We start from the raw sequence: 19254 nt of genomic DNA on the forward strand, positions 1-19254 counted from the left end.
CTCCTGTTACCGGCATGCCTGCCTCGTTAAGTGAGCAGGTCTCGTCTAATCAGAGGAAGGCAAGCTGATGGCAAAAAAGACGCCAAGCCTAAAGCCCTCCCAACGCTCGCTTAAGTACTAGATGCATTACTGAACGAGCGCTGCTTCTACTTGCTGTACCGAAGCGCCAGGTTCAGTCGGTGCCTCAGCGCTCGTGCCCATCAATCCGCCGACGACCGTGCCAAAAAATACCGCAGCGCCGAACACAGCACCAAGGAGATAATTCTTGCGTGAACTCTGGGCATCGTCTTCTTCGATCGTCTTGTTCGCCACATTAGGCAACGAATATTCTTCAGTCCACATATTCGAATCCCCTTTAGAATTCGTTCGATATTCAGAATCTAGTGTCCTAATTTTTCCTCTTTCAGAGCGGGGATGCTGAGCACCCCACCTACGATCATCAATATCCCAGATAGCGGCTGAAGGTACGATCTGTGAACGTACCGAGTGCTGTTTAACCATGTTATTGCGAGAGTTAAGTAGTTGAGACATTTCTTTCCTTTCGACGACCGCCGTAAGTCTAAAACGGCCCCTTGACACGACAGAAGCATAATGTCGCTCCTGTGTTCGAGATTGATTCTATGTTCGATTTATAGCATTCCTTCGAAAACCTGTCCAGTTTTGTGTGCAAATCTCGAACGCCTGTACTTTTCGTGCTACAAATGGGTTATGGCACGCAACTGCCACCCAGTCCCCTTTTCAAGCCACGACCGCAGAACCTCAGACCCCTAGCTAGGAGCCGCACATGGGCCACAAAAAAGCAAGCAACGCAAAGAACGATTACGCTTCTCTTTCCGAAAGGCAACGCCGCATCCTGAACGTCATCAGCGATGCGGTGATGTTACGCGGCTACCCACCCAGCATCCGCGAAATTGGCGATGCCGCAGGCCTGCAATCCACCTCGTCCGTGGCCTATCAGCTCAAGCAGCTGGAAGAAAAGGGCTTCTTGCGCCGCGATCCTAATAAGCCACGCGCGGTCGATGTGCGTCACCTCAATACCGACGAGGGCGAAAAGAAACCAGGTCGTAAATCTAAAGAGGCCACCGATACCTCTGCCCGCAGCCCTGAAGAGTCCGCTGCCGTAGCTTATATTCCAGTCGTGGGACGCATTGCCGCCGGTGCACCGATCACCGCAGAGGAAAATATTGATACGTATTTCCCCATGCCGGACGAGGTCGTCGGCGGCGGCGAGCTTTATATGTTGCAGGTTGTGGGTGATTCCATGCAGGATGCCGGCATCCTTAACGGCGACTGGGTCATCATCCGGTCGCAGTCAGTGGCTGAGGAAGGCGAGTTTGTCGCCGCGCTTCTCGATGACTCCGAGGCCACCGTCAAGGAATTCCACCGCGACTCCTCCGGCGTGTGGCTCCTTCCCCACAATGATGCCTACCCACCCATCAACGGCGACGATGCAGAGATTATGGGCAAGGTAGTATCCGTCTTCCGCAAGCTCTAAGTCGCGCCAGGCAGATGTGAACTCGCTGTACGCCGGTTCTTCACCAGCGGCCATAACCGCTACCTGTATTCTGCGCCCGCTTCCTTGAAACGCATTCTTTCGACCCACTCGCACAGCCCTGTCTCCCCGCCTTGAAGAGCAGGGCGGTACCAGTTTTACCAAAGTTTAAGACCGTTCATCCATACAATCGCGCCCCATAAAACCAACTTGAACTCGGGCGCCCTATTGATAAAGCACCCCCGAAATAACGGATCCGTAAGTTAATCGCTAATAGGTCTGACTTTCATCAAGGTGAAATATTGCTTACTGACCAGCAAGTTTTGTTCAAAAACGGACAGCCGCACAAACCTGCATTTTTGTTTTCGTCCGATTACCGCCGAATTTTGACACAATGGAGGAAGAAATCCCACATCATATAGCTTTCACCGCGCACCTGCATACGCAAATGGAGTAACCGCCCGGCCGAAGGCAAGGAGCAAGGAGGGTCCGTGTACGCAGAGGAGCGACGCCGCCAAATCGCGTCCCAAACTGCTGTCGAGGGTCGCGTTAACGTCACCGATTTATCAGAGCGTTTCGATGTGACTGCCGAAACCATCCGCCGCGACCTAGCTGTGCTGGATAGAGAGGGCGTTGTCCACCGCGTGCACGGCGGCGCCGTTGCTTCGCAAGCCTTCCAAACCGCGGAGCTCACGCTCGATACCCGTCAGCGATCCGCATCGGGGGCCAAGGCCGCCATCGCGCATGCCGCGCTCGATTTCCTTCCCCCTGGCGGCGGTAGCATTTTTTTGGACGCCGGCACCACCATCAATACCTTTGCCGAGCTCATCAGCCAGCAATACCCGCAAGCGCAGTTCAATATCGTCTCCAATAGCCTGCCCATTGCGCTGTCCCTCGCCAATAGTGGCGTCCCCGATGTCCAGCTCCTCGGCGGAACCGTACGCGCAATCACTCAGGCCGTCGTCGGCGATACCGCCTTGCGCACCATGGCGCTCATGCGTGCCGATGTCGCCTTTATCGGCACCAATGCCCTGACCCTCGATCACGGCTTGTCGACGGCCGATTCCCAAGAAGCAGCCATCAAATCTGCCTTCGTCACGAATGCCCACAAGGTCGTGGTCATGTGCGATTCCAGCAAATTGGGCAACGATTACCTGGTAAGCTTCGCTTCTATTGCCGATATCGATGTCGTCATCACCGATTCCGGCGCGCCGGAATCCTTCGTCGATGTGCTCCGCGAGCGCGAGATCGACGTCGTCCTAGCCAGCGAATAGCGCCAGGCCACACACGACTTCGCCCTCCCTATCTCGGCTCCAAATAGCACGGGTAGGGAGGGCGAAGTGTTATGCCGTTAGTTGAATTTTTCTATCTGCTCCATCGCCGCGGCACGGGCGGCGGAGGGGCCTTCGGAGTTGAGGGCGGCATCGGCAAGCTGCTGGCACTGATCGAAGGTCAACTCGGCTAATTGGGCACCGACGCCGGCGACTGCGGTGGACGCAGCCGACAAGGAGTTGACGCCAAGGCCGGTCAATACGCAAGCCAGTAGCGGATCGGCGGCGGCCTCACCGCAGACGCCAACCGGGACGTTGTATTCGTGTCCAGCGATGCAGGTGTGCTGGATCAGACGAAGCACGGCCGGCTGCCACGGATCGGTGAGGTAAGCAAGCTGTGGCGACAAGCGGTCAGCGGCCATCGTGTACTGGGTGAGATCGTTGGTGCCGATGGATACGAAGTCCAGATGCGGCATGATCTTATCTGCCATCAGCGCTGCTGCGGGCACCTCAATCATCGCGCCCGCGGTCAGGCCACGCTCCCGGCACAGCTCCGCAAACCACTGGGCCTCCTTCGACGTCGCCACCATCGGTGCCATGACCCAGGTCTCGGCAGCTTCGCCGCGGGACTCCGCAGCCTGTGCGATCGCATCCAACTGGCGCGTCAAGAGGGATTCGTTATCGCGGGCAATGCGCAGACCGCGCACACCCAGCGCCGGGTTCTCCTCAGAGGACAACGTGGCATAAGAAATCGGCTTATCGGAGCCAGCATCCAAGGTGCGCACCACGACCTTGGAATCGGGGTAGGCGTTGAAGACCTTTCTGTAAATCTTTGCTTGCTCGTCAACGGAAGGCTCCTCGCTAGCGGATAGGAACGACAGCTCCGTGCGGTAGAGGCCAATCCCCTCTGCCTGCGAGTCGGAGGCGATGCGGGCGGCGTTGCCATCGGCCACGTTGGCCAAAAGCTGCACGCGGTGGCCGTCCTTGGTTTGCGCTGGTCCAGTCCATTCGGCAACGCGGGCGGCGCGCTCGCGATATTCTTCGACCGCCTTGGTGGATTCTGCCTCGTCCGCGCCCAGCGTCACGGTTCCAAGCGCACCGTCGACGAAGACGAGCGTGCCGCTTTCAATCTCGCGCAGCTTGTTTCCCACGGCAACGATGCACGGAATATCGAGCTGGCGAGCGATGATCGCGGTGTGGCTGGTGGGCCCGCCCAGCTCGGTGACGAGTGCGCGGATATGCGCGGTATCCAGGGTGGCGGTATCGGCAGGCGCGAGGTCATCGGCAAAAAGTACCGCTTGGCCTTCCACCATGGGCAAACCGGGCTCCTGCTCGCCGCGCAGCTGGGCGATGACGCGGTCGCGCACGTCCTTCAGATCGGTGGTGCGCTCAGCCATAACGCCGCCGGCCGCCTCAAACATGGTGACGAACTTGTCCGTGGCTCCCACCGTGGCGAACTCGGCATTCTTGCCGGAGCGGATGTTCTTGCGCACGGCCTTGTGCCAGCCGCGGTCCTTGACCATGCCGGCGGTTGCGGTCAGCACTTCCGAGGCTTGGCCCTCCGCGGCTGCGGCGCGGTTTTCCAAGCGGCTGGCAACGATATCGACTGCCTCGAGGAAGCGATCGTATTCGGCTTCGCTGTTGGCCTCTTGGTCAATACTTCCTTCAGTAGGCAGGTCCGGGCGGGGGCGGACCCATACGGCTTCTGCATAGGCGACTCCAGCAACAACGCCGGTTCCTTTAACAGTGGACTGAAGCGTATTTTCCATGGCGATACTTCCTTCGAAGATAGCGGCTTATTTATTTCCAGATCATCACAAATCCAACAGAAATGCAATGTATGCCACACGGTTTCTATTGACTTTCCAACACAATCGGGCAAGAATAAACATTAATGGCGGGCTTAAGCGCGTGTTCCAACCGGACCGACTGCGTGTGGCCCCCAATATACGCACTCTGCGAAAGGGATAAGTTCTCGATGATCCTCACGCTCACCCCAAACCCAAGCATCGACGCCACCCTGGCGCTCAATCAGCCTTTAACCTCAGGCGATGTTCACCGCGCCGCCAGTGTTACCCAGGTTGCGGGCGGTAAAGGCGTCAACGTCGCCCACGCGGTTCACCTCGCCGGGAAAGAAACCCTAGCCCTCTTCCCCGCCCGCGCGGCCGATCCGTTCATCAACCTCATCCACGACGTCGACCTCCCCTACGCCCACGTGGACATGGATGGCGGTGTGCGCGTCAATACCACCATCACCGAGCCAGATGGCACGACCACCAAGGTCAATGGCCCTGGCCCGCTGCTTTCCGATGCCACCCAAAACCACCTCATCGCCACCCTTACCCGCCACGCCCAATCCGCCGATTGGGTAGCCCTTGCCGGATCGCTTCCCAAGGGTGTTGACGCCGGGTGGTATACCGACCTCATCAAGGAAATCCGCACTGCCGCCCCGCAGGCGCGCATCGCCGTCGATACCTCCGATGCCCCGATGAAGGCCATCGCCGAGCAGCTCGATTCCGCAGCCCCGGATCTCATCAAACCCAACGGCTTCGAACTGGGGCAGCTCACCGGTCAGGATGGCCTCGCCCTCGAGCGCGCCGCTGCGGCCGGAGACTATAGCCCGGTCGTGGAGGCTGCTAGAGATGTCGTGAAGCGCAGCATCAAGGAAGTGCTTGTCACCCTCGGCGGCGCCGGCGCCGTGCTGGTAAACGCAGACGGCGCATGGGCTGCCACCCCGCCTCCTGCCACGGTGAAATCCACGGTCGGCGCGGGTGATGCCGCGTTGGCCGGATACCTATTAGGGCGCACGCAGGGGAAAGGACCGGCAGATTCCCTTGCGCTCTCGGTGGCTTATGGCACCGCTGCGGCCGCAAAACCGGGCACCCAATTCCCCCACCCCGAAGAACTCGATACCGCCCACACCTCCATCTCCGCTCTATAGCTAAAGGAGCCTTCCATCATGGCATCCGATCTCATCACTACCGAACTGGTAGCGCTCGACGCCGACTTCGGCGATAGCGTCGATTCCGTAATCACCAACCTCGCCACCTTGGTGCACGATACCGGGCGCGCAACCGAGGTCGAAGGCCTCGCCCAGCCCGCCATCGACCGCGAAGCCAAGGCCGGCACCGGTGTGCCAGGCGGCGTGGCCATCCCCCACTGCCGTTCCGAGGCCGTCACCGAGCCGACGTTGGCTTTCGCCCGCCTGTCCCGCGGCGTGGATTTTTCCGGCCCCGACGGCGATGCCCAGTTAGTCTTTCTCATTGCCGCACCTGCTGGCGGCGGCAAGGCCCACCTGCAGATTCTTTCCAAGCTCGCCCGCGCTCTCGTGCGCAAGGACTTCCTAGAGGCCCTGCGCACCGCGACGACGAAGGAAGAAATCGTCAAGGAAATCCTCGCCGTCGTCAACGCGGAAAAAGCGAAGAAGAAAAAGCAGGACAACGCGGAGGCTGCTGCAGGTGGGGCAGCGGAAGCGGCATCGGAAAGCGCGGGAGACTCGGCACAAGCTACCCGCATCGTTGCCATCACGGCCTGCCCGACCGGCATCGCGCACACCTACATGGCTGCCGATGCCCTCACCCAGACCGCCGGCGAGCGCGACGACGTCGATCTCACCGTCGAAACCCAGGGCTCGTCCAATAATGAATCGGTCTCGCAGTCCACCATCGATGCTGCCGATGCCGTCATCTTTGCCACGGACGTCGGCGTGCGCGACCGCGAGCGCTTCGCGGGCAAACCCGTCATCGAATCCGGCGTCAAGCGCGCCATCAACGAGCCCGGCAAGATGCTCGATGAAGCCATTGCGGCGGCAAAGAACCCGAACGCCCGCAAGGTCTCTGGCACGGCCTCATCTTCCTCCGCCGAAGAAGAGGGCCAGTCGCTGGGTTGGGGCAAGCGCATCCAACAGGCGATTATGACCGGTGTGTCCTACATGGTGCCGTTCGTTGCCGCCGGCGGCCTGCTGCTCGCCCTCGGATTCCTCTTCGGTGGCGCCGATATGGCCAATGGCTGGCAGGCACTTTCCACCAATTACTCCCTGTCCAACCTGCCGGGCAATGACATCATCGTCGACGGCGAGACGATGTCGTTCGAGCATTCCGGCTACTCGCTTTATATAGGCGCAGTGCTCTTTGCCATCGGCCAGGCCGCAATGGGCTTTATTGTCGCCGCACTTTCTGGCTATATCGCCTACGCCCTGGCCGGGCGCCCGGGTATTGCGCCGGGCTTCGTCGGCGGTGCTATCGCTGTAACGCTCGACGCGGGCTTTATCGGGGGCTTGGTGACCGGTTTGTTGGCCGGCTTTATCGCCCTGTGGATTGGCAATTGGAAGGTCCCGCGCTGGCTCGGTTCCCTCATGCCGGTGGTCATCATTCCGCTTTTGACCTCCCTGGTCGTTGGCCTGGCGATGTACCTGTTGCTGGGCGCCCCACTGGCCGCGCTGATGGAGGGCCTGCAAAATTGGCTGTCTTCCATGTCTGGGTCTTCTGCCGTAGTGCTCGGCATCATCTTGGGCCTGATGATGTGCGTCGACCTGGGTGGCCCGGTCAACAAGGCCGCCTATCTCTTTGCCACCGCGGGCTTGTCCACTGGCGATGTAGCCTCCATGCAAATCATGGCCGCGGTCATGGCCGCCGGCATGGTTCCGCCCATCGCACTGTCCTTGGCAACCTTCATTCGCAAGTCACTGTTTACTCCTGCTGAGCAGGAAAACGGTAAGTCCGCCTGGCTGCTCGGCCTGTCCTTCGTCTCCGAAGGCGCCATTCCGTTCGCCGCGGCCGATCCGTTCCGCGTCATCCCTTCTATGATGGCCGGTGGTGCCGTGACGGGTGCTATCTCCATGGCGCTGTCGGTCGAGTCCCGTGCCCCGCACGGTGGTGTCTTCGTCGCCTTCGCTATCGATCCGTTCTGGGCTTACCTGGTCGCAATCCTTGCCGGCGTGGCGGTATCCACCGTCGCAGTCTTGGCCATGAAGCAATTCTGTCCAAATAAAACCGTCCAGCAAGCTGCTCAAAAGGCTGCTCCAGAGTCCAAGACCAGTTCCCAGAACGTGGCGGCATAAACCAAACACTCGTACACTGGATCACGATAAATTAACCACAGAAAGGATAAATTCCATGGCTTCCAAGACTGTAAAGGTCGGCTCCTCCGTAGGACTGCACGCACGTCCTGCCTCCATCATTGCTGACGCTGCCGGCGAATTCGACGAGGACATTTTCCTGAACCTTGTTGGTGAAGATGACGATAACGAAACCGACGCCGCTTCTTCCCTGATGATCATGGCCCTCGGTGCTGAGCAGGGCGACGAGGTCACCGTTACCTCTGACAACGAAGAAGCCGTTGAGAAGATCGCCGGCCTCATCGAGCAGGATCTTGATGCTTCCTAAACGCTGCTGCTCATAACTAGCGTTTAAGCACGATTCGTACGCTCCTCGCCTTGATGGCGGGGAGCTTTTGCGATCCGCAGGCAGTTCTTCGCTACCCCTGTGAGCAGATTTAACTCGTTAGTGCAGCACTCAATTGCGGCCATCGGTCGTCGGCCGGTCGTTTCCGTTAGGGCTTCCGGGAGGCGTGGCCCAGGGAGGAAGCCAACGAACCTTTCCTTGTATTCGGGCCAATCGCCCGCGCCGCGGTGGCGCCTTCGGGTCATCGTCGTTAACGCCGTTGTGGTACGGGCAGCAGGTAGCGAGATTAGCGGCATTGGTATTGCCACCGTGCTGCCAGCTTTCTAGGTGGTGGATCTGGCACTCATCCGCAGGATAGTTGCACTTTTCCCAGGGACATACGGGATTGACTGCGGCAGCCATCAACCGCTGCTTCGCGTTGGCGAACCGGGACGTGCGGTACAAATTGACCGGTCCCTCAACGGGATGCACAAGCGTGATGTATCCGTGATCGCTTAAAACCCGGCTCACGAGGTCGGCACCGCTGATTCGCGAGCCATTGGTGAGCTGCAGGGTTATTTCCTCGCCATCGCCGTCAACGATGCGATCGAGCTCGTCCAAGGTGATGACCACCTGCGTGCTCGCAGTGGTGCGCGCCCCAGACTTCCCTCCGAAGAAGATGGATTTAACGGACTCCAGTGGGCGCTCGTTATCAAGAGCAGAGTGCATATCGGCGACATCGGAGGATTCCCCGGTAATGGTCAACGACCACGGTCCGCGCGGCCGGCGGGTAATGCGCACTCCTTTCTTGGGAGTGCGGGGCGGTTGGAGCTCCCGCAACATGGCGCGCGCCCGTTTGCGCAAGGCCGTGGCGCTGCCGCGAAATTTACACAACTCGGAGCGCACGGCCCAGGCATCGCGCTGGGTGCGAGCGCGCAGTGCGAATTTCTCGATCAGGGTGAGCACGTCTAGTGGGTGCGTCGTCGAGCGGGCCGTGCGTTGCTTGGCGCTAAAGGCACTGCGGCCAAAATAGATATCGCAAAGCTGCACCACATCGCGCGCGGCGACGTCGCTGGCACCGCGCTCCACCAAGTCGCGCTCGCTTAAGCCCTGGGCGGCGGCGATGATGTCCATCCCCTGGCCCAGCGCGGATAAGTAACGGTCGAGTGCGTTCATGCCGCCTAGTACAGCGCAGAACCCGGCGCAGCCGCGACCGCACGCACGAAGGCCTGTGGATTAGGCTGCAAACCGTACCGCTACGGCCCTATTTCGCGGCGGGTTCAACAAAGTTATCCACAGAATTTAGTATTTAGCGTCGTGGCCTTCGCCCACGGTTTCGTACAGCTTCCGCATGATCGGATAGGCAACGATGATGCCGACCGAGCCCCAGGCGATGCCCTCCAAGCTCACCCCGCCCACGGTCAGCGTCAGGTTGCCGATGCCCGCGATCAAGGCCACCGCGGCCGCGGTCAGGTTCACCGGGTTATTGAAGTTGACCTCATTATCCATCCAGATGCGCACGCCCAGCATGCCGATAAGGCCATAGAGCACGAGGGTTGCCCCACCGAGCACGCCGGTAGGGATGGTGAAGATCAGCGCGCCGAACTTCGGGACGAAGGCCAGCAAGATGGCGGTGAGGGCGGCGACCCAATAAGCGGCGGTGGAATAAACGCGCGTGGCGGCCATGACGCCAATATTCTCGGCATAGGTGGTGGTACCGGAGCCGCCGAAGCCGCCGGCGAGGGAGGAAGCGAGGCCATCGGCAATCAGCGCATCGCCGGCAAGATCGTCTAAGTCGCGGTTGGTCATCTCGGAGACAGCCTTAACGTGCCCGACGTTTTCCGCAATCAGCACCACGAGCACCGGCAGGGCCACGGCGATGGCCGAAAGATGGAACTCAGGGGCATGGAATTCGGGCAGTCCTACCCACGGGGCGGCATCGATGGCGGCCTTGGCATCCTCGCCCAAGTTGCCGGTCAGGGCGGCGAAAATCCAGCCGACGACCACTCCGATGAGGATGGACAGGCGCGATACCATGCCGCGCCCGGCCACAGTGGCCAAGAGGATGACCAGCAGCGTAATGCCTGCTACCAACGGCTGGCTGGCGAAGTTTTCGGCCGCATTCGGCGCCAAGTTGAGCCCGATGAGCGCGACGATGGCGCCGGTAACCGCCGGTGGCATCACAGCATCGAGCACCCGCCTGCCAGCAGCCTTGACCACGAAACCGACCGCCACCAGCACCAAACCGGTCACCAGAATGGATCCGGCCTGCGCCGCAATCCCGTATTGCTGCGAGGCGGTCAGCGGAGCGATGAAAGCAAACGACGAGCCCAAGTAGGACGGCAGACGATTGCGCGTAATCAGCAAGAAGAGGATGGTGCCGATGCCAGAAAATAGCAGCGTGGTATTGACCGGAAATCCGGTCAGGGTGGGCACCAACAGCGTGGCACCAAACATCGCCACCACATGCTGCATGCCGATGCCAATGGTTCGGCCCCAACTTAGTCGTTCCTCGGGCGCGACCACGGCGCCTGGTGCAATCTTCTTACCGTCGCCGTGGACGGTCCAACCTAGTATGCTCACGAACCACCATTATGGGCCATGGAGCACGAATTTTAGGAATCTTCCTCCACGATGAATTCGGCGAGCTCGCGGGCGGTGGTGGCGGGCAGGCGGACATCGACAAGCGTGCCATTTTCGGTATATTCCTCGCTGCGCACGGTGCCCTCGGCGTGCACGCGGGAGACGACATCGCCGCGGGTGAAGGGAACCTGCAGCTTAACGTGGCTATCGCGGGAGTTGAGGAAGAGCTCCACGCGCGCGCTCAGCTCGTCGATGCCCTCCCCCGTGCGCGCCGAAACATAGACGACGTCCTCATGATCCAGGACGTGGCGCAGCTCCGCGAGCACGAGCGGATCGGCCTGGTCGATCTTGTTGATCACGATGATTTCCGGCGGGGCCTGCTCACCAGTCTCGCTGACGATATCGTAGATGACTTTATTGACCGCCTCGATTTGCTTGAGCGGGAACGGGTCCGATCCGTCGACGACGTGCAGCATGATATCGGCGGCGAGCACCTCTTCCAGGGTGGATTTGAAGGCCTCCACCAGCTGGGTGGGCAGGTGGCGGACGAAGCCGACGGTATCGGTGAAGACGACCTGGCGGCCATCGGCAAGCGAGGCGCGGCGCGTGGTGGGATCCAAGGTGGCAAAAAGTGCGTCTTCCACAAGCACGCCCGCGTTCGTCATGGCATTAATGAGTGAGGACTTGCCGGCGTTGGTGTAGCCGGCGATGGCGATCTGGGCGATCGTGGAGGACTGGCGCCGAGAACGCTTGACCTCGCGGGCGGTTTTCATCCCGCGCAATTCCTTGCGCAGGCGCGCCATTTCAGTGCGGATGCGCCGGCGGTCGGTTTCAATCTTGGTTTCACCGGGGCCGCGCAGGCCGACGCCGCCATTGGAACCGGCGCGGCCGCCGGCCTGGCGCGAGAGGTTGCCGCCCCAACCGCGGGTGTGGGTATAGAGGTATTCCAGCTGCGCCAGCGAAACCTGCGCCTTGCCTTCCTTGGACTTTGCGTGCTGAGCAAAGATGTCCAAGATGAGCATGGTGCGGTCGATGACCTTGGTATTGAGCGCGCGCTCTAATGCGGTGAGCTGGCCTGGGTTCAGCTCACCATCGCACACGACGGTATCGGCCCCGGTGGCCTCGACGATATCGTGGAGCTCTTTTACCTTGCCCGAGCCGATGAAGGTACCAGGGTCCGGTTTATCGCGCTTTTGGTAGATCATTTCGACTACGTCGGCACCGGCGGTCTCGGTCAGGGCGGCCAGCTCATCCATCGTGGCCTCAACCTCCGCTACGGTGCCTTCGGTCCACACGCCCACGAGGATGACGCGCTCGAGGCGCAGTTTTCGGTATTCCACCTCGTAGCCATCGGTGGTGTCCTCGGCACGGATTGAGGTCTCGCGGGTAACGCGGCGGAAGGCATTGCGCTCGGCCAAATCTAGATCGCCGCTGGTGGGCGTGGTTTCCTGCGGGGTTTCCGCGTGGTCGCGGAAGGCCTGGGCGAGAAGTTCGTCCTTGCTCGCTGAGCTATCAGAATTCTGCGGGGAAAATTTGTTCATATTGCTATCTATTTTGGCACGTTAGGCCTCAAAACGGGAATTGCGGTTTCCGGGCTTACTGGACAAAGCGATACAATGGTGCCTATGGAAACGACGCAGCCTAGGCCAACGACTACTACCCAGAAGAAGAATACTGAGATGCAGGCCATCGGCTTGGATTTCGAACGCTGGCAGGACGCGGTCGAGGCAGCCATCGCCACGGACCGCCTTGCCGTCACCGGTGAGGTCCGCGGTGGCCAACTCATCCAATACGGCGATCCTTCGGGCGCCCAGCTTAATATCTTGGCGGTTGAGCCTTACGCCACCTTTATTGGTTTCGATGCGGTCACGCAGGGCTTTGCCCACGTGGAGATGTTTAATGACGTGCTAGCGATCATGGACATCATCGATCCCTTCGGCACGCCGCTGGCTCAAGTCACGGCGAATCTCGCGCAGGGTCCACTGTTGGCAGAAGAACCGCGGCAGGAATGGCAGCAGGTATCGCTGACCGCCATGGGCCTTGATATCTCCACCTACGACTCCCCTTCTGCCTACGAGGCCAAGACCGGTGAGTACCCCGCCCTTTTTGACTCCGAAGGCGCACGCGTCATCGCCTCTGGCTCCGGCGCGCAGGCCCCCACGCCCGCCGCCACCTTTGCCGCCCGGGTGATGGAAGCCGAATGGCGCACCAATGAACTCACCGGCGAAAAGTTCGCGCACCTCGTCATGGACGGGCTATTCCCCTTCGATCTCTGCCTGCCGGCGGACCGTGGCGAATTGCCGGCCAAGGATACCGTAATCTCCGGTACGGCCCTGCTCACCGCCGCTATTGACATGCCGTCTGGCGGCTGCGGCGATGGCGGATGCGGTTGCGGATCCGGCGGTTGCGGCTGCGGCGGGCACTAGTTTTAGGCCATGGCTTTCCTTAGCGATCCGCAAAACCGGAGGACACTTGTCTTTATCCTCCTGGTCCTTTGCGCGATCGCGATTGTTGCCACGCTAAAACTGCCCGGCCTCATCATCGCCGCCATGCTGGTGGGCGCGGGGTGGTTTATGCTGCGCACGCGCCCCGATACCGCGGAACGGAGGGCCCTGCGCAGCTCCATCTCGCTTTCGGCGGACGATATCCAGGACGTCATCGCCGAATTCGAGGAATTCGAAACGTCCACGGAGGCGGAGCCACTGGCGGATCGCACGCTGTACCGGCCGGCGCTGCTCGACCTCGACTGCTCCCACCCCGCCATAGATGCGTTCCACTACGAATTAGCCGGGGCGCGCCGCTTCCTCCGCCGCCTCAATATCAGAATCCACGCCCACGGCATGCGCACGCAGGAGTTAGAATCACTCCTCCGCGTCACCGATGAGCGCGCCCGCGAGCTGAAAGAATCGTGGCTGGCGGCCCGCCGCGCGGCCTTCCGGCTCGGCCCGGATTACCGCACGCGGCAGATCGACGACGGAAACTAACGCCTCTACAGGCTCGTTTCGCCCGTAGCAACGATGGCGGAGGGGCCCGTCAAGCGCGTACCGCCGTCATAGGCCTCAACGGTGACCTCGCCGCCAGGAACGTGGACGTGGACGGTGCCGAGGGCTTGGGCGGCATCGGCAAGCGCGGCGGTAGCTGCCGCGACCGTGCCCGTGCCACAAGACTGCGTCTCCCCAACCCCGCGCTCGAAGACGCGCATATGCACCTGCCCCTCCCGCAGCGGGGTCACCAGCTCAAAGTTGACCCCACCCGGGAAGAAGGATTCATCATAGACCGGCGCCGTGAGTTCCTTGGCGGCCAAAGCTGCTGGCTCCAAGCCCGGAATGACGGCCGCGAGGTGCGGGTTGCCCATATCCACCCTGAGTCCGGCGTAGGACTCACCGCCCACGGACGCGGTAGACACCCCGGTCACGCGCGCGGGCCCCATCTCCACGGTGACGCTAGCGGCAGTGGCATCGCAGGAATGCACCGTTACTTGCTTGGCGCCCGCCCGGGTGCCGATGGTGAATGCGTCCTCGCTAACCAAGTCGTGCGAGCGCAGCCAGTGGGCAAAGACGCGGGTGCCATTGCCGCACATTTCCGCCACGGACCCATCGGCGTTGCGGTAATCCATAAACCAGTCGGCGGAATCCACCCCGTCCGGAAGTGCCGCCAACTCGCCCGCGTCCACGAGGGCGCCGGCGCGCACAACGCGCAACAGGCCATCGCCGCCGATGCCCGCCCGGCGGTCACACAGCGCCGCCACGCGATCCGGTGCGAGCGGCATTTTGGCGTCGAAGTCTTCTACGATGACGAAGTCATTTTCAGTTCCATGGCCTTTGGCAAATTTCATGCCTTCTACCCTAGCGCCGAAGCGCGTGCAAAGCCTCGGCGGTAGTATCGCCCGCGGCATCGAGCCAGGTAATGCGCTTATCGCGGTTGAACCAGGAACGCTGGCGGCGCACGTACCGGCGGGTGCCAGTAATCGTGCGTTCTACCGCATCCTCCCACGTCAGTTCGCCGCGCTGGGCTTGTAGCACCTGCGCATAGCCAATCGCGCGGCCCGCGGTGGAATCGGCCACAAGCCCCTTATCCTGCAGGCGCTCTACTTCTTCGACGAGGCCTTGCTCAAACATGAGGCGCGTGCGCTTTTCGATGCGCGGGTTCAACCACTCGCTGTCTGTGCGCAGCCCCAGCAGCTTGGTTCCCCACCGAGGCGGGCCATTCTTCGGCGGCTGGCTGGCCTTAAAGGGCTTGCCGGTCAGCTCGATGACCTCGAGTGCCCGGACGGTGCGCCGGGGGTCTTTGTCCTCAATGATGGCGGCCGCGGCCGGATCGACGCGCGCCAGCTCGGCGTGGAGTGCGTCGGTTCCGATATCGGCGCGGCGGGCCTCGTATTTGGCACGGACCTGCGGATCGGTGGGCGGGAATTGCCAATCATCCACCAATGCCTGAGCATAGAGCATGGATCCGCCGACGAGGATGGGCGTCTTACCGCGGGACATGATGTCCTCGATATCGCGCAAGGCCGCCTGCTGATAGCGCGCCACGGAGGCGGTTTCCGTCACGTCCCAGACATCGAGCTGGTGGTGCGGAATGCCTTCGCGCTCTGCGGGGGAAAGCTTTGCGGTGCCGATATCCATGCCGCGGTATAGCTGCATGGAATCGACATTGACCACTTCCCCACCCAGTTCATGGGCTAGGGCCAGCCCGAGCGCAGATTTGCCGGAGGCGGTGGGGCCAACTACTGCGATGGGGCGCATATTACCTCCCAACCAGCCACGTAGCGGCCTACTCCGAGGGTGGCATCCGTCGCCCGCACCTGCGCGCGCTTGGGCGTGCAGCCAGCAAGCTCCAACCAGAGCTCCGGCTCTTCCACGCCACGTTGCTGAAGCCACTCGGCATTGCTGCTTGCCGATGCCCCCATCAGCACCTCCTCGCACCACCGGTGCGCCTCCTGCGCGCCGGGGATAAGGGCCAGCGGTGCCCTCTCGGTAAGACCTGCGCTGCCGTCTGCGACCACAACGCTCAGGACCTTAGGGTCTGGCGCGCCCAGGCGATCGCGGCTATCGCGGACCGTTATCTGTGGGACCGTGGATAAGACGTAGTGGGCCATGATCTCTGGCAGGTAGCTTCCGGCGCCCACGTGCACTTGGTCGGCCCCCCAGGCGCGCAGGCTTCCGGTGTGGCTAGTATGCCACCGTGGGGAGCGGGATCCGATAATTTCTGCCTCGTTAATGCCGGCGGCAGCGGCTTCAACCGCCAAGGTGCGCGCCGCCGCGAGCAGTGCCCGCGAGGCGGCGTCGTTGGGAGCTAGCTCGACTGCCAGCGCCGGCGAGGCGGGCATAACCATGAGATTGAACATTATTCCTCCATACTATCTACCCAAGAGGAGGTAATTAAATAGATTCTAGGCACACAGCGATTTTTCGCGGTAATGTAACCAGTGATTTCATCCGGCAGCCGTGACGCGCGGCGATATATGTCTAGGAGGGCTTTCCATGTCTCCCACCCCTACTCCAGGTTCCATGCCCAAGAAGGGCCCCCGCCCTACAGCCAAGCCCGTGCCCGTTCAATCTCCGAGCAAGAACGATCCAACCAAGTGGGGGCGCGTCGATGCCGATGGGTCCGTCTTCGTTTCCGCCCCCGAGGGCGAGCGCAAGATTGGGGAATGGCAGGCAGGCTCTGCGCAAGAGGGCCTCGAGCACTTCGGCGCCCGCTATGACGATCTAGCCACCGAGATCGAGCTTTTGGAGGCTCGCCTGCGCGCCAACCCCAGCGAAGCCGCAGGAATCAAGCAGACGGCCGCGGAATTGCGCGAGACCCTGCCTACCGCTGCGGTTATTGGCGATATCGCCGCATTGGATCGCCGCCTGGGCGCGGTTATCGATCACTCCGTTGTGGCCGGGGAGCAGGCGCAGGCGGATAAGGAAAAGCGCCGACTGGATGCCATTGCGGCGAAGGAAAAACTCGCCGCCGAGGCGGAAGAGATTGCCGAAAATTCCACCGAATGGAAGGCCGCCGGTGACCGCATCCGCGCCATTTTGGAAGAGTGGAAGCAGATTAAGGGCATCGATAAGAAGACCGATGACGGCCTGTGGAAACGCTACTCTCGCGCCCGCGATGCCTTCAATAGGCGCCGCGGTTCGCACTTTGCAGAACTCGATCGCGCCCGCGCGGCGGCGCGAAAGAAGAAGGAAGAACTCGTCGAGCGCGCTGAAGCCATCCAGGACTCCACCGACTGGGGCCCTACCGCCCGCGCCTACCGCGATCTCATGGCGGAGTGGAAGGCGGCTGGCCGCGCCCCACGCGAGGTCGATGACCAGCTGTGGGCAAAGTTCCGCGCGGCACAGGACCGCTTCTTTGATGCCCGCAATGCCGTCAACGACGAGCGGGACCGCGAGTTCGCCGAAAACGCCAAGGCAAAGGACGCGCTGCTTGCGGAATACGATAGCCTGATTGACCCATCGCAAAGCATGGACAAGGCCAAGGCTAAGCTGCGCGAGCTGCAGGAAAAGTGGGAGGAAATCGGCTTTGTGCCCCGCAATCAGGTGCGCGAGTACGAATCCAAGATCGAGCAGCTAGAAAAGCGCGTCACCCAGGCGGAAGAATCCGAATGGCGGCGCACCGACCCTGAAGCGCAGGCTCGCGTGGCCCAGTTCCAGGCCAAGGTGGAAGACTTCAAGGCCCAGTCCGCGGCCGCGGAAGCTAAGGGCAAAGAGAAGAAGGCCGCGGAGCTGCGCGCGCAGGCGGAGCAATGGCAGGAATTTGCCGATGCCGCTGCCAATGCCGTCAACGATAAATAGTGCACCTCGTTCAGATTGCGCGCCCCACCCAGGTATCCGAGGCTGAACCGGCGGATTGCATCCGATCCTTTGTTTTCTGGGCAAACCTGGCGGCGCAGGAAGCCAGTGGGGATGCGGCGGCCTCGACCTCGCCTAGCCGCGTGGTGCACCGCCTGCAAGGTTCGGGCGAATCGCAGACCTACCTTTTCGCCGTGGTCGATGCGCCGGCGACGCTCGGTCCTGTCTCCGAGCTTGGCCTGCCCCAAATCCCCGCCACCGCACCGAGCCCCGAGCTGGACTATGTAGGATTTATCCACATTAGCCTGCCGCTTTTAGAAGAGCGCAATGCCGCGGAAATCGAGTGCGTCCTCTGCGATCTGCCACTGCCCGGAGAACCCCTTGATGCCAAGGGGCAGAAGGTGGCTACCTGGATGGGAGATACCGCCTTAAAGATCACCCAACAGCTCGGCCGCAGCGTCGCGCACGTGGGTCTGCTGCACCCGCCGGAGACTTCGCCGGAGTACGACGCGATGGCGGAGGTCTATCAATCCCTGGGCTTTACGCAGCGCCATAGTGAGCGGCAACTAACCATCGATATTCCAGAACAGTCGGCTGCTGCCCTCTTTCCGCCTGGGCTTTCGGCCGCGGTATGGCAGGACTATGCCATTCCGGAAGAACACATCGACGATGTCATGCGCCTTTTAACGGTCGCCTCCGCAGATGCCGATACCGGCACCCTGTCCACCGAACCCATCGTGTGGTCTCGGCAGCGATTGGAGGAGGCGCACCAACGCCTGCGTTCGCGGCGCGGACATACGTTGCTCGTAGCGCTCATTGATGACGCCGGCGACATCGTGGCGCTCACGGAACTGGCGCGCCATGAGGCTGCGGATCCGGAGGTCTGCGAATGGACCCTCACCGTCACCGACCGCGACCACCGCCGGCAAGGCTTGGCGCAATTGGCAAAACTCACCGCCCTGCACGAGGTCAATCAGGTCTGGCCGCAGGTGCGTCGCTGCTATTGTTCCGTCGCCGCCGGTGACGCAGCTATGAACGCGCTATACGCACGGCTCGGGGCGCGGGAAATCTCCCAATCCTCAGCCTGGGAGCTGCACCTTTAGCCCTCCTGCTGGTGACGGTGACGCTCGGCGGCCTTCTTGCGGCGGTCATCGATAAGCATCTCCTGCGGCTGTGGGGACGCAATATCGGACTGGATTTTGCCTACCTCATCCAGCTGGCCCGCCGAGGCGCGGACCTTCTCCTCGGCCGCGCGTTGCTCCGGGCTGCGGCGCAGGGCGACGAGGCTAAAGCCCAAGAAGGCCAGGAAGGTGGCCAGCATGCCCACCCACATGCCAATGGCCGGGCCGTCTGCGGTGGAGCCGCGGTACCAAAAGCCCCACAGGTTGACGAAGAAAGAAACCGTCACCATCATCCACGCAATCAGCCCGAGGGTGGCGCGGCGGGTCAGCAAGGTCGCCGTCGTCAGCACGCCCACGCCGAGTAGCGCGAGCCACGCGGAGACGGTTTCCATCAGCGAGATCTTCACCCCGTCATCGGTGGTGCCAAAACTCAGAACCTGCCACCCGTGGGCAGAGCCGGCATAAGGAACGATGAGGTAGACAATATAGGCCGCCACAGCGATCAACAGCGTCAGCTGCTGCCCACGCAGATCCATGGTTTGTGCTGCTCGGCGCTCCGCCTGTGCCGCCTCCTGGGCGGCGCTGGTGGTATTTCGCTCTGTCATGGCACCCTAGCCTACT

18 protein-coding genes are annotated in these 19254 nt (G+C 61.6%); 9 read left to right on the forward strand and 9 right to left on the reverse strand.

Going from position 1 to position 19254, the window contains the following annotated elements; genetic code table 11:
• Positions 1–126 precede the first annotated feature (126 nt).
• On the reverse strand, positions 127–342 hold the full coding sequence (locus ABRP66_RS03820; protein ID WP_284852015.1) for a hypothetical protein: 216 nt from the start codon (positions 340–342) through the stop codon (positions 127–129).
• A gap of 442 nt (positions 343–784) precedes the next feature.
• Here ABRP66_RS03820 and lexA point away from each other — a divergent pair, with 442 nt between their 5' ends.
• Together lexA and sugR are read left to right on the forward strand one after the other, a co-directional pair.
• Positions 785–1495, forward strand: a complete 711-nt coding sequence (gene lexA, locus ABRP66_RS03825) for a transcriptional repressor LexA (RefSeq protein WP_349838360.1) — start codon at positions 785–787, stop codon at positions 1493–1495.
• A gap of 488 nt (positions 1496–1983) precedes the next feature.
• Positions 1984–2766 (forward strand): transcriptional regulator SugR, encoded by a 783-nt coding sequence (sugR, locus tag ABRP66_RS03830; RefSeq protein ID WP_284782106.1) that lies wholly within the window; start codon positions 1984–1986, stop codon positions 2764–2766.
• Between the two features lie 77 nt (positions 2767–2843).
• Here sugR and ptsP read toward each other — a convergent pair whose 3' ends face one another.
• Positions 2844–4532, reverse strand: a complete 1689-nt coding sequence (ptsP, locus tag ABRP66_RS03835; protein ID WP_296087142.1) for a phosphoenolpyruvate--protein phosphotransferase — start codon at positions 4530–4532, stop codon at positions 2844–2846.
• A 209-nt stretch (positions 4533–4741) separates the two neighbouring features.
• Between ptsP and ABRP66_RS03840 the strand changes: the two genes are divergently transcribed.
• From ABRP66_RS03840 to ABRP66_RS03850, 3 genes are read left to right on the forward strand one after another with little or no spacing between them, the layout of a single operon-like run.
• Positions 4742–5704, forward strand: a complete 963-nt coding sequence (locus ABRP66_RS03840) for a 1-phosphofructokinase family hexose kinase (protein ID WP_284769658.1) — start codon at positions 4742–4744, stop codon at positions 5702–5704.
• An 18-nt stretch (positions 5705–5722) separates the two neighbouring features.
• The gene (locus ABRP66_RS03845; protein WP_284805805.1) at positions 5723–7822 is read left to right on the forward strand and encodes a PTS fructose transporter subunit IIABC; all 2100 of its coding nucleotides are present in this window, start codon (positions 5723–5725) and stop codon (positions 7820–7822) included.
• A gap of 55 nt (positions 7823–7877) precedes the next feature.
• The gene (locus ABRP66_RS03850; protein ID WP_023022720.1) at positions 7878–8147 is read left to right on the forward strand and encodes an HPr family phosphocarrier protein; all 270 of its coding nucleotides are present in this window, start codon (positions 7878–7880) and stop codon (positions 8145–8147) included.
• A gap of 129 nt (positions 8148–8276) precedes the next feature.
• Here ABRP66_RS03850 and ABRP66_RS03855 read toward each other — a convergent pair whose 3' ends face one another.
• The 3 genes from ABRP66_RS03855 to hflX form a co-directional block, all read right to left on the reverse strand.
• Positions 8277–9320 carry an HNH endonuclease signature motif containing protein gene (locus ABRP66_RS03855; RefSeq protein ID WP_284769656.1) on the reverse strand — a complete coding sequence of 348 codons (1044 nt, stop codon included), beginning with the start codon at positions 9318–9320 and terminating at the stop codon, positions 8277–8279.
• A gap of 126 nt (positions 9321–9446) precedes the next feature.
• Positions 9447–10727: a uracil-xanthine permease family protein gene (locus ABRP66_RS03860; RefSeq protein ID WP_284782114.1), complete on the reverse strand. Its 1281-nt coding sequence runs from the start codon at positions 10725–10727 to the stop codon at positions 9447–9449.
• 32 nt (positions 10728–10759) lie between these two features.
• Complete coding sequence (gene hflX, locus ABRP66_RS03865) at positions 10760–12268, reverse strand: GTPase HflX (protein ID WP_284782115.1); 1509 nt, start codon at positions 12266–12268, stop codon at positions 10760–10762.
• Positions 12269–12343: 75 nt separating this feature from the next.
• Here hflX and ABRP66_RS03870 point away from each other — a divergent pair, with 75 nt between their 5' ends.
• Both ABRP66_RS03870 and ABRP66_RS03875 read left to right on the forward strand, forming a co-directional pair.
• On the forward strand, positions 12344–13153 hold the full coding sequence (locus ABRP66_RS03870; protein WP_349838361.1) for a hypothetical protein: 810 nt from the start codon (positions 12344–12346) through the stop codon (positions 13151–13153).
• Positions 13154–13162: 9 nt separating this feature from the next.
• Entirely contained in the window at positions 13163–13711 is a 549-nt protein-coding gene (locus ABRP66_RS03875; RefSeq protein WP_284852011.1) for a hypothetical protein, read from the forward strand.
• A 5-nt stretch (positions 13712–13716) separates the two neighbouring features.
• Here ABRP66_RS03875 and dapF read toward each other — a convergent pair whose 3' ends face one another.
• The 3 genes from dapF to ABRP66_RS03890 are packed head-to-tail and all read right to left on the reverse strand — an operon-like array spanning position 13717 to position 16074.
• The gene (gene dapF / locus ABRP66_RS03880) at positions 13717–14562 is read right to left on the reverse strand and encodes a diaminopimelate epimerase (protein ID WP_284769651.1); all 846 of its coding nucleotides are present in this window, start codon (positions 14560–14562) and stop codon (positions 13717–13719) included.
• 10 nt (positions 14563–14572) lie between these two features.
• Positions 14573–15472, reverse strand: a complete 900-nt coding sequence (miaA, locus tag ABRP66_RS03885) for a tRNA (adenosine(37)-N6)-dimethylallyltransferase MiaA (protein WP_284769650.1) — start codon at positions 15470–15472, stop codon at positions 14573–14575.
• Positions 15454–16074 carry a protein-L-isoaspartate O-methyltransferase family protein gene (locus ABRP66_RS03890; protein ID WP_284769649.1) on the reverse strand — a complete coding sequence of 207 codons (621 nt, stop codon included), beginning with the start codon at positions 16072–16074 and terminating at the stop codon, positions 15454–15456. Before ABRP66_RS03890 ends, miaA begins: the two co-directional genes overlap by 19 nt.
• Before the next feature lie 136 nt (positions 16075–16210).
• Here ABRP66_RS03890 and ABRP66_RS03895 point away from each other — a divergent pair, with 136 nt between their 5' ends.
• Positions 16211–17515: a DUF349 domain-containing protein gene (locus tag ABRP66_RS03895; protein ID WP_349838362.1), complete on the forward strand. Its 1305-nt coding sequence runs from the start codon at positions 16211–16213 to the stop codon at positions 17513–17515.
• The gene (locus tag ABRP66_RS03900) at positions 17515–18615 is read left to right on the forward strand and encodes a GNAT family N-acetyltransferase (protein ID WP_284853254.1); all 1101 of its coding nucleotides are present in this window, start codon (positions 17515–17517) and stop codon (positions 18613–18615) included. Before ABRP66_RS03895 ends, ABRP66_RS03900 begins: the two co-directional genes overlap by 1 nt.
• Here ABRP66_RS03900 and ABRP66_RS03905 read toward each other — a convergent pair.
• The gene (locus ABRP66_RS03905; protein WP_284853255.1) at positions 18612–19238 is read right to left on the reverse strand and encodes an Rv2732c family membrane protein; all 627 of its coding nucleotides are present in this window, start codon (positions 19236–19238) and stop codon (positions 18612–18614) included. The genes ABRP66_RS03900 and ABRP66_RS03905 overlap by 4 nt on opposite strands.
• Between the last annotated feature and the right edge of the window lie 16 nt (positions 19239–19254).

The organism is Corynebacterium sp. KPL2680 (assembly GCF_040225675.1).
In the GTDB taxonomy this organism is placed as follows: domain Bacteria; phylum Actinomycetota; class Actinomycetes; order Mycobacteriales; family Mycobacteriaceae; genus Corynebacterium; species Corynebacterium rhinophilum.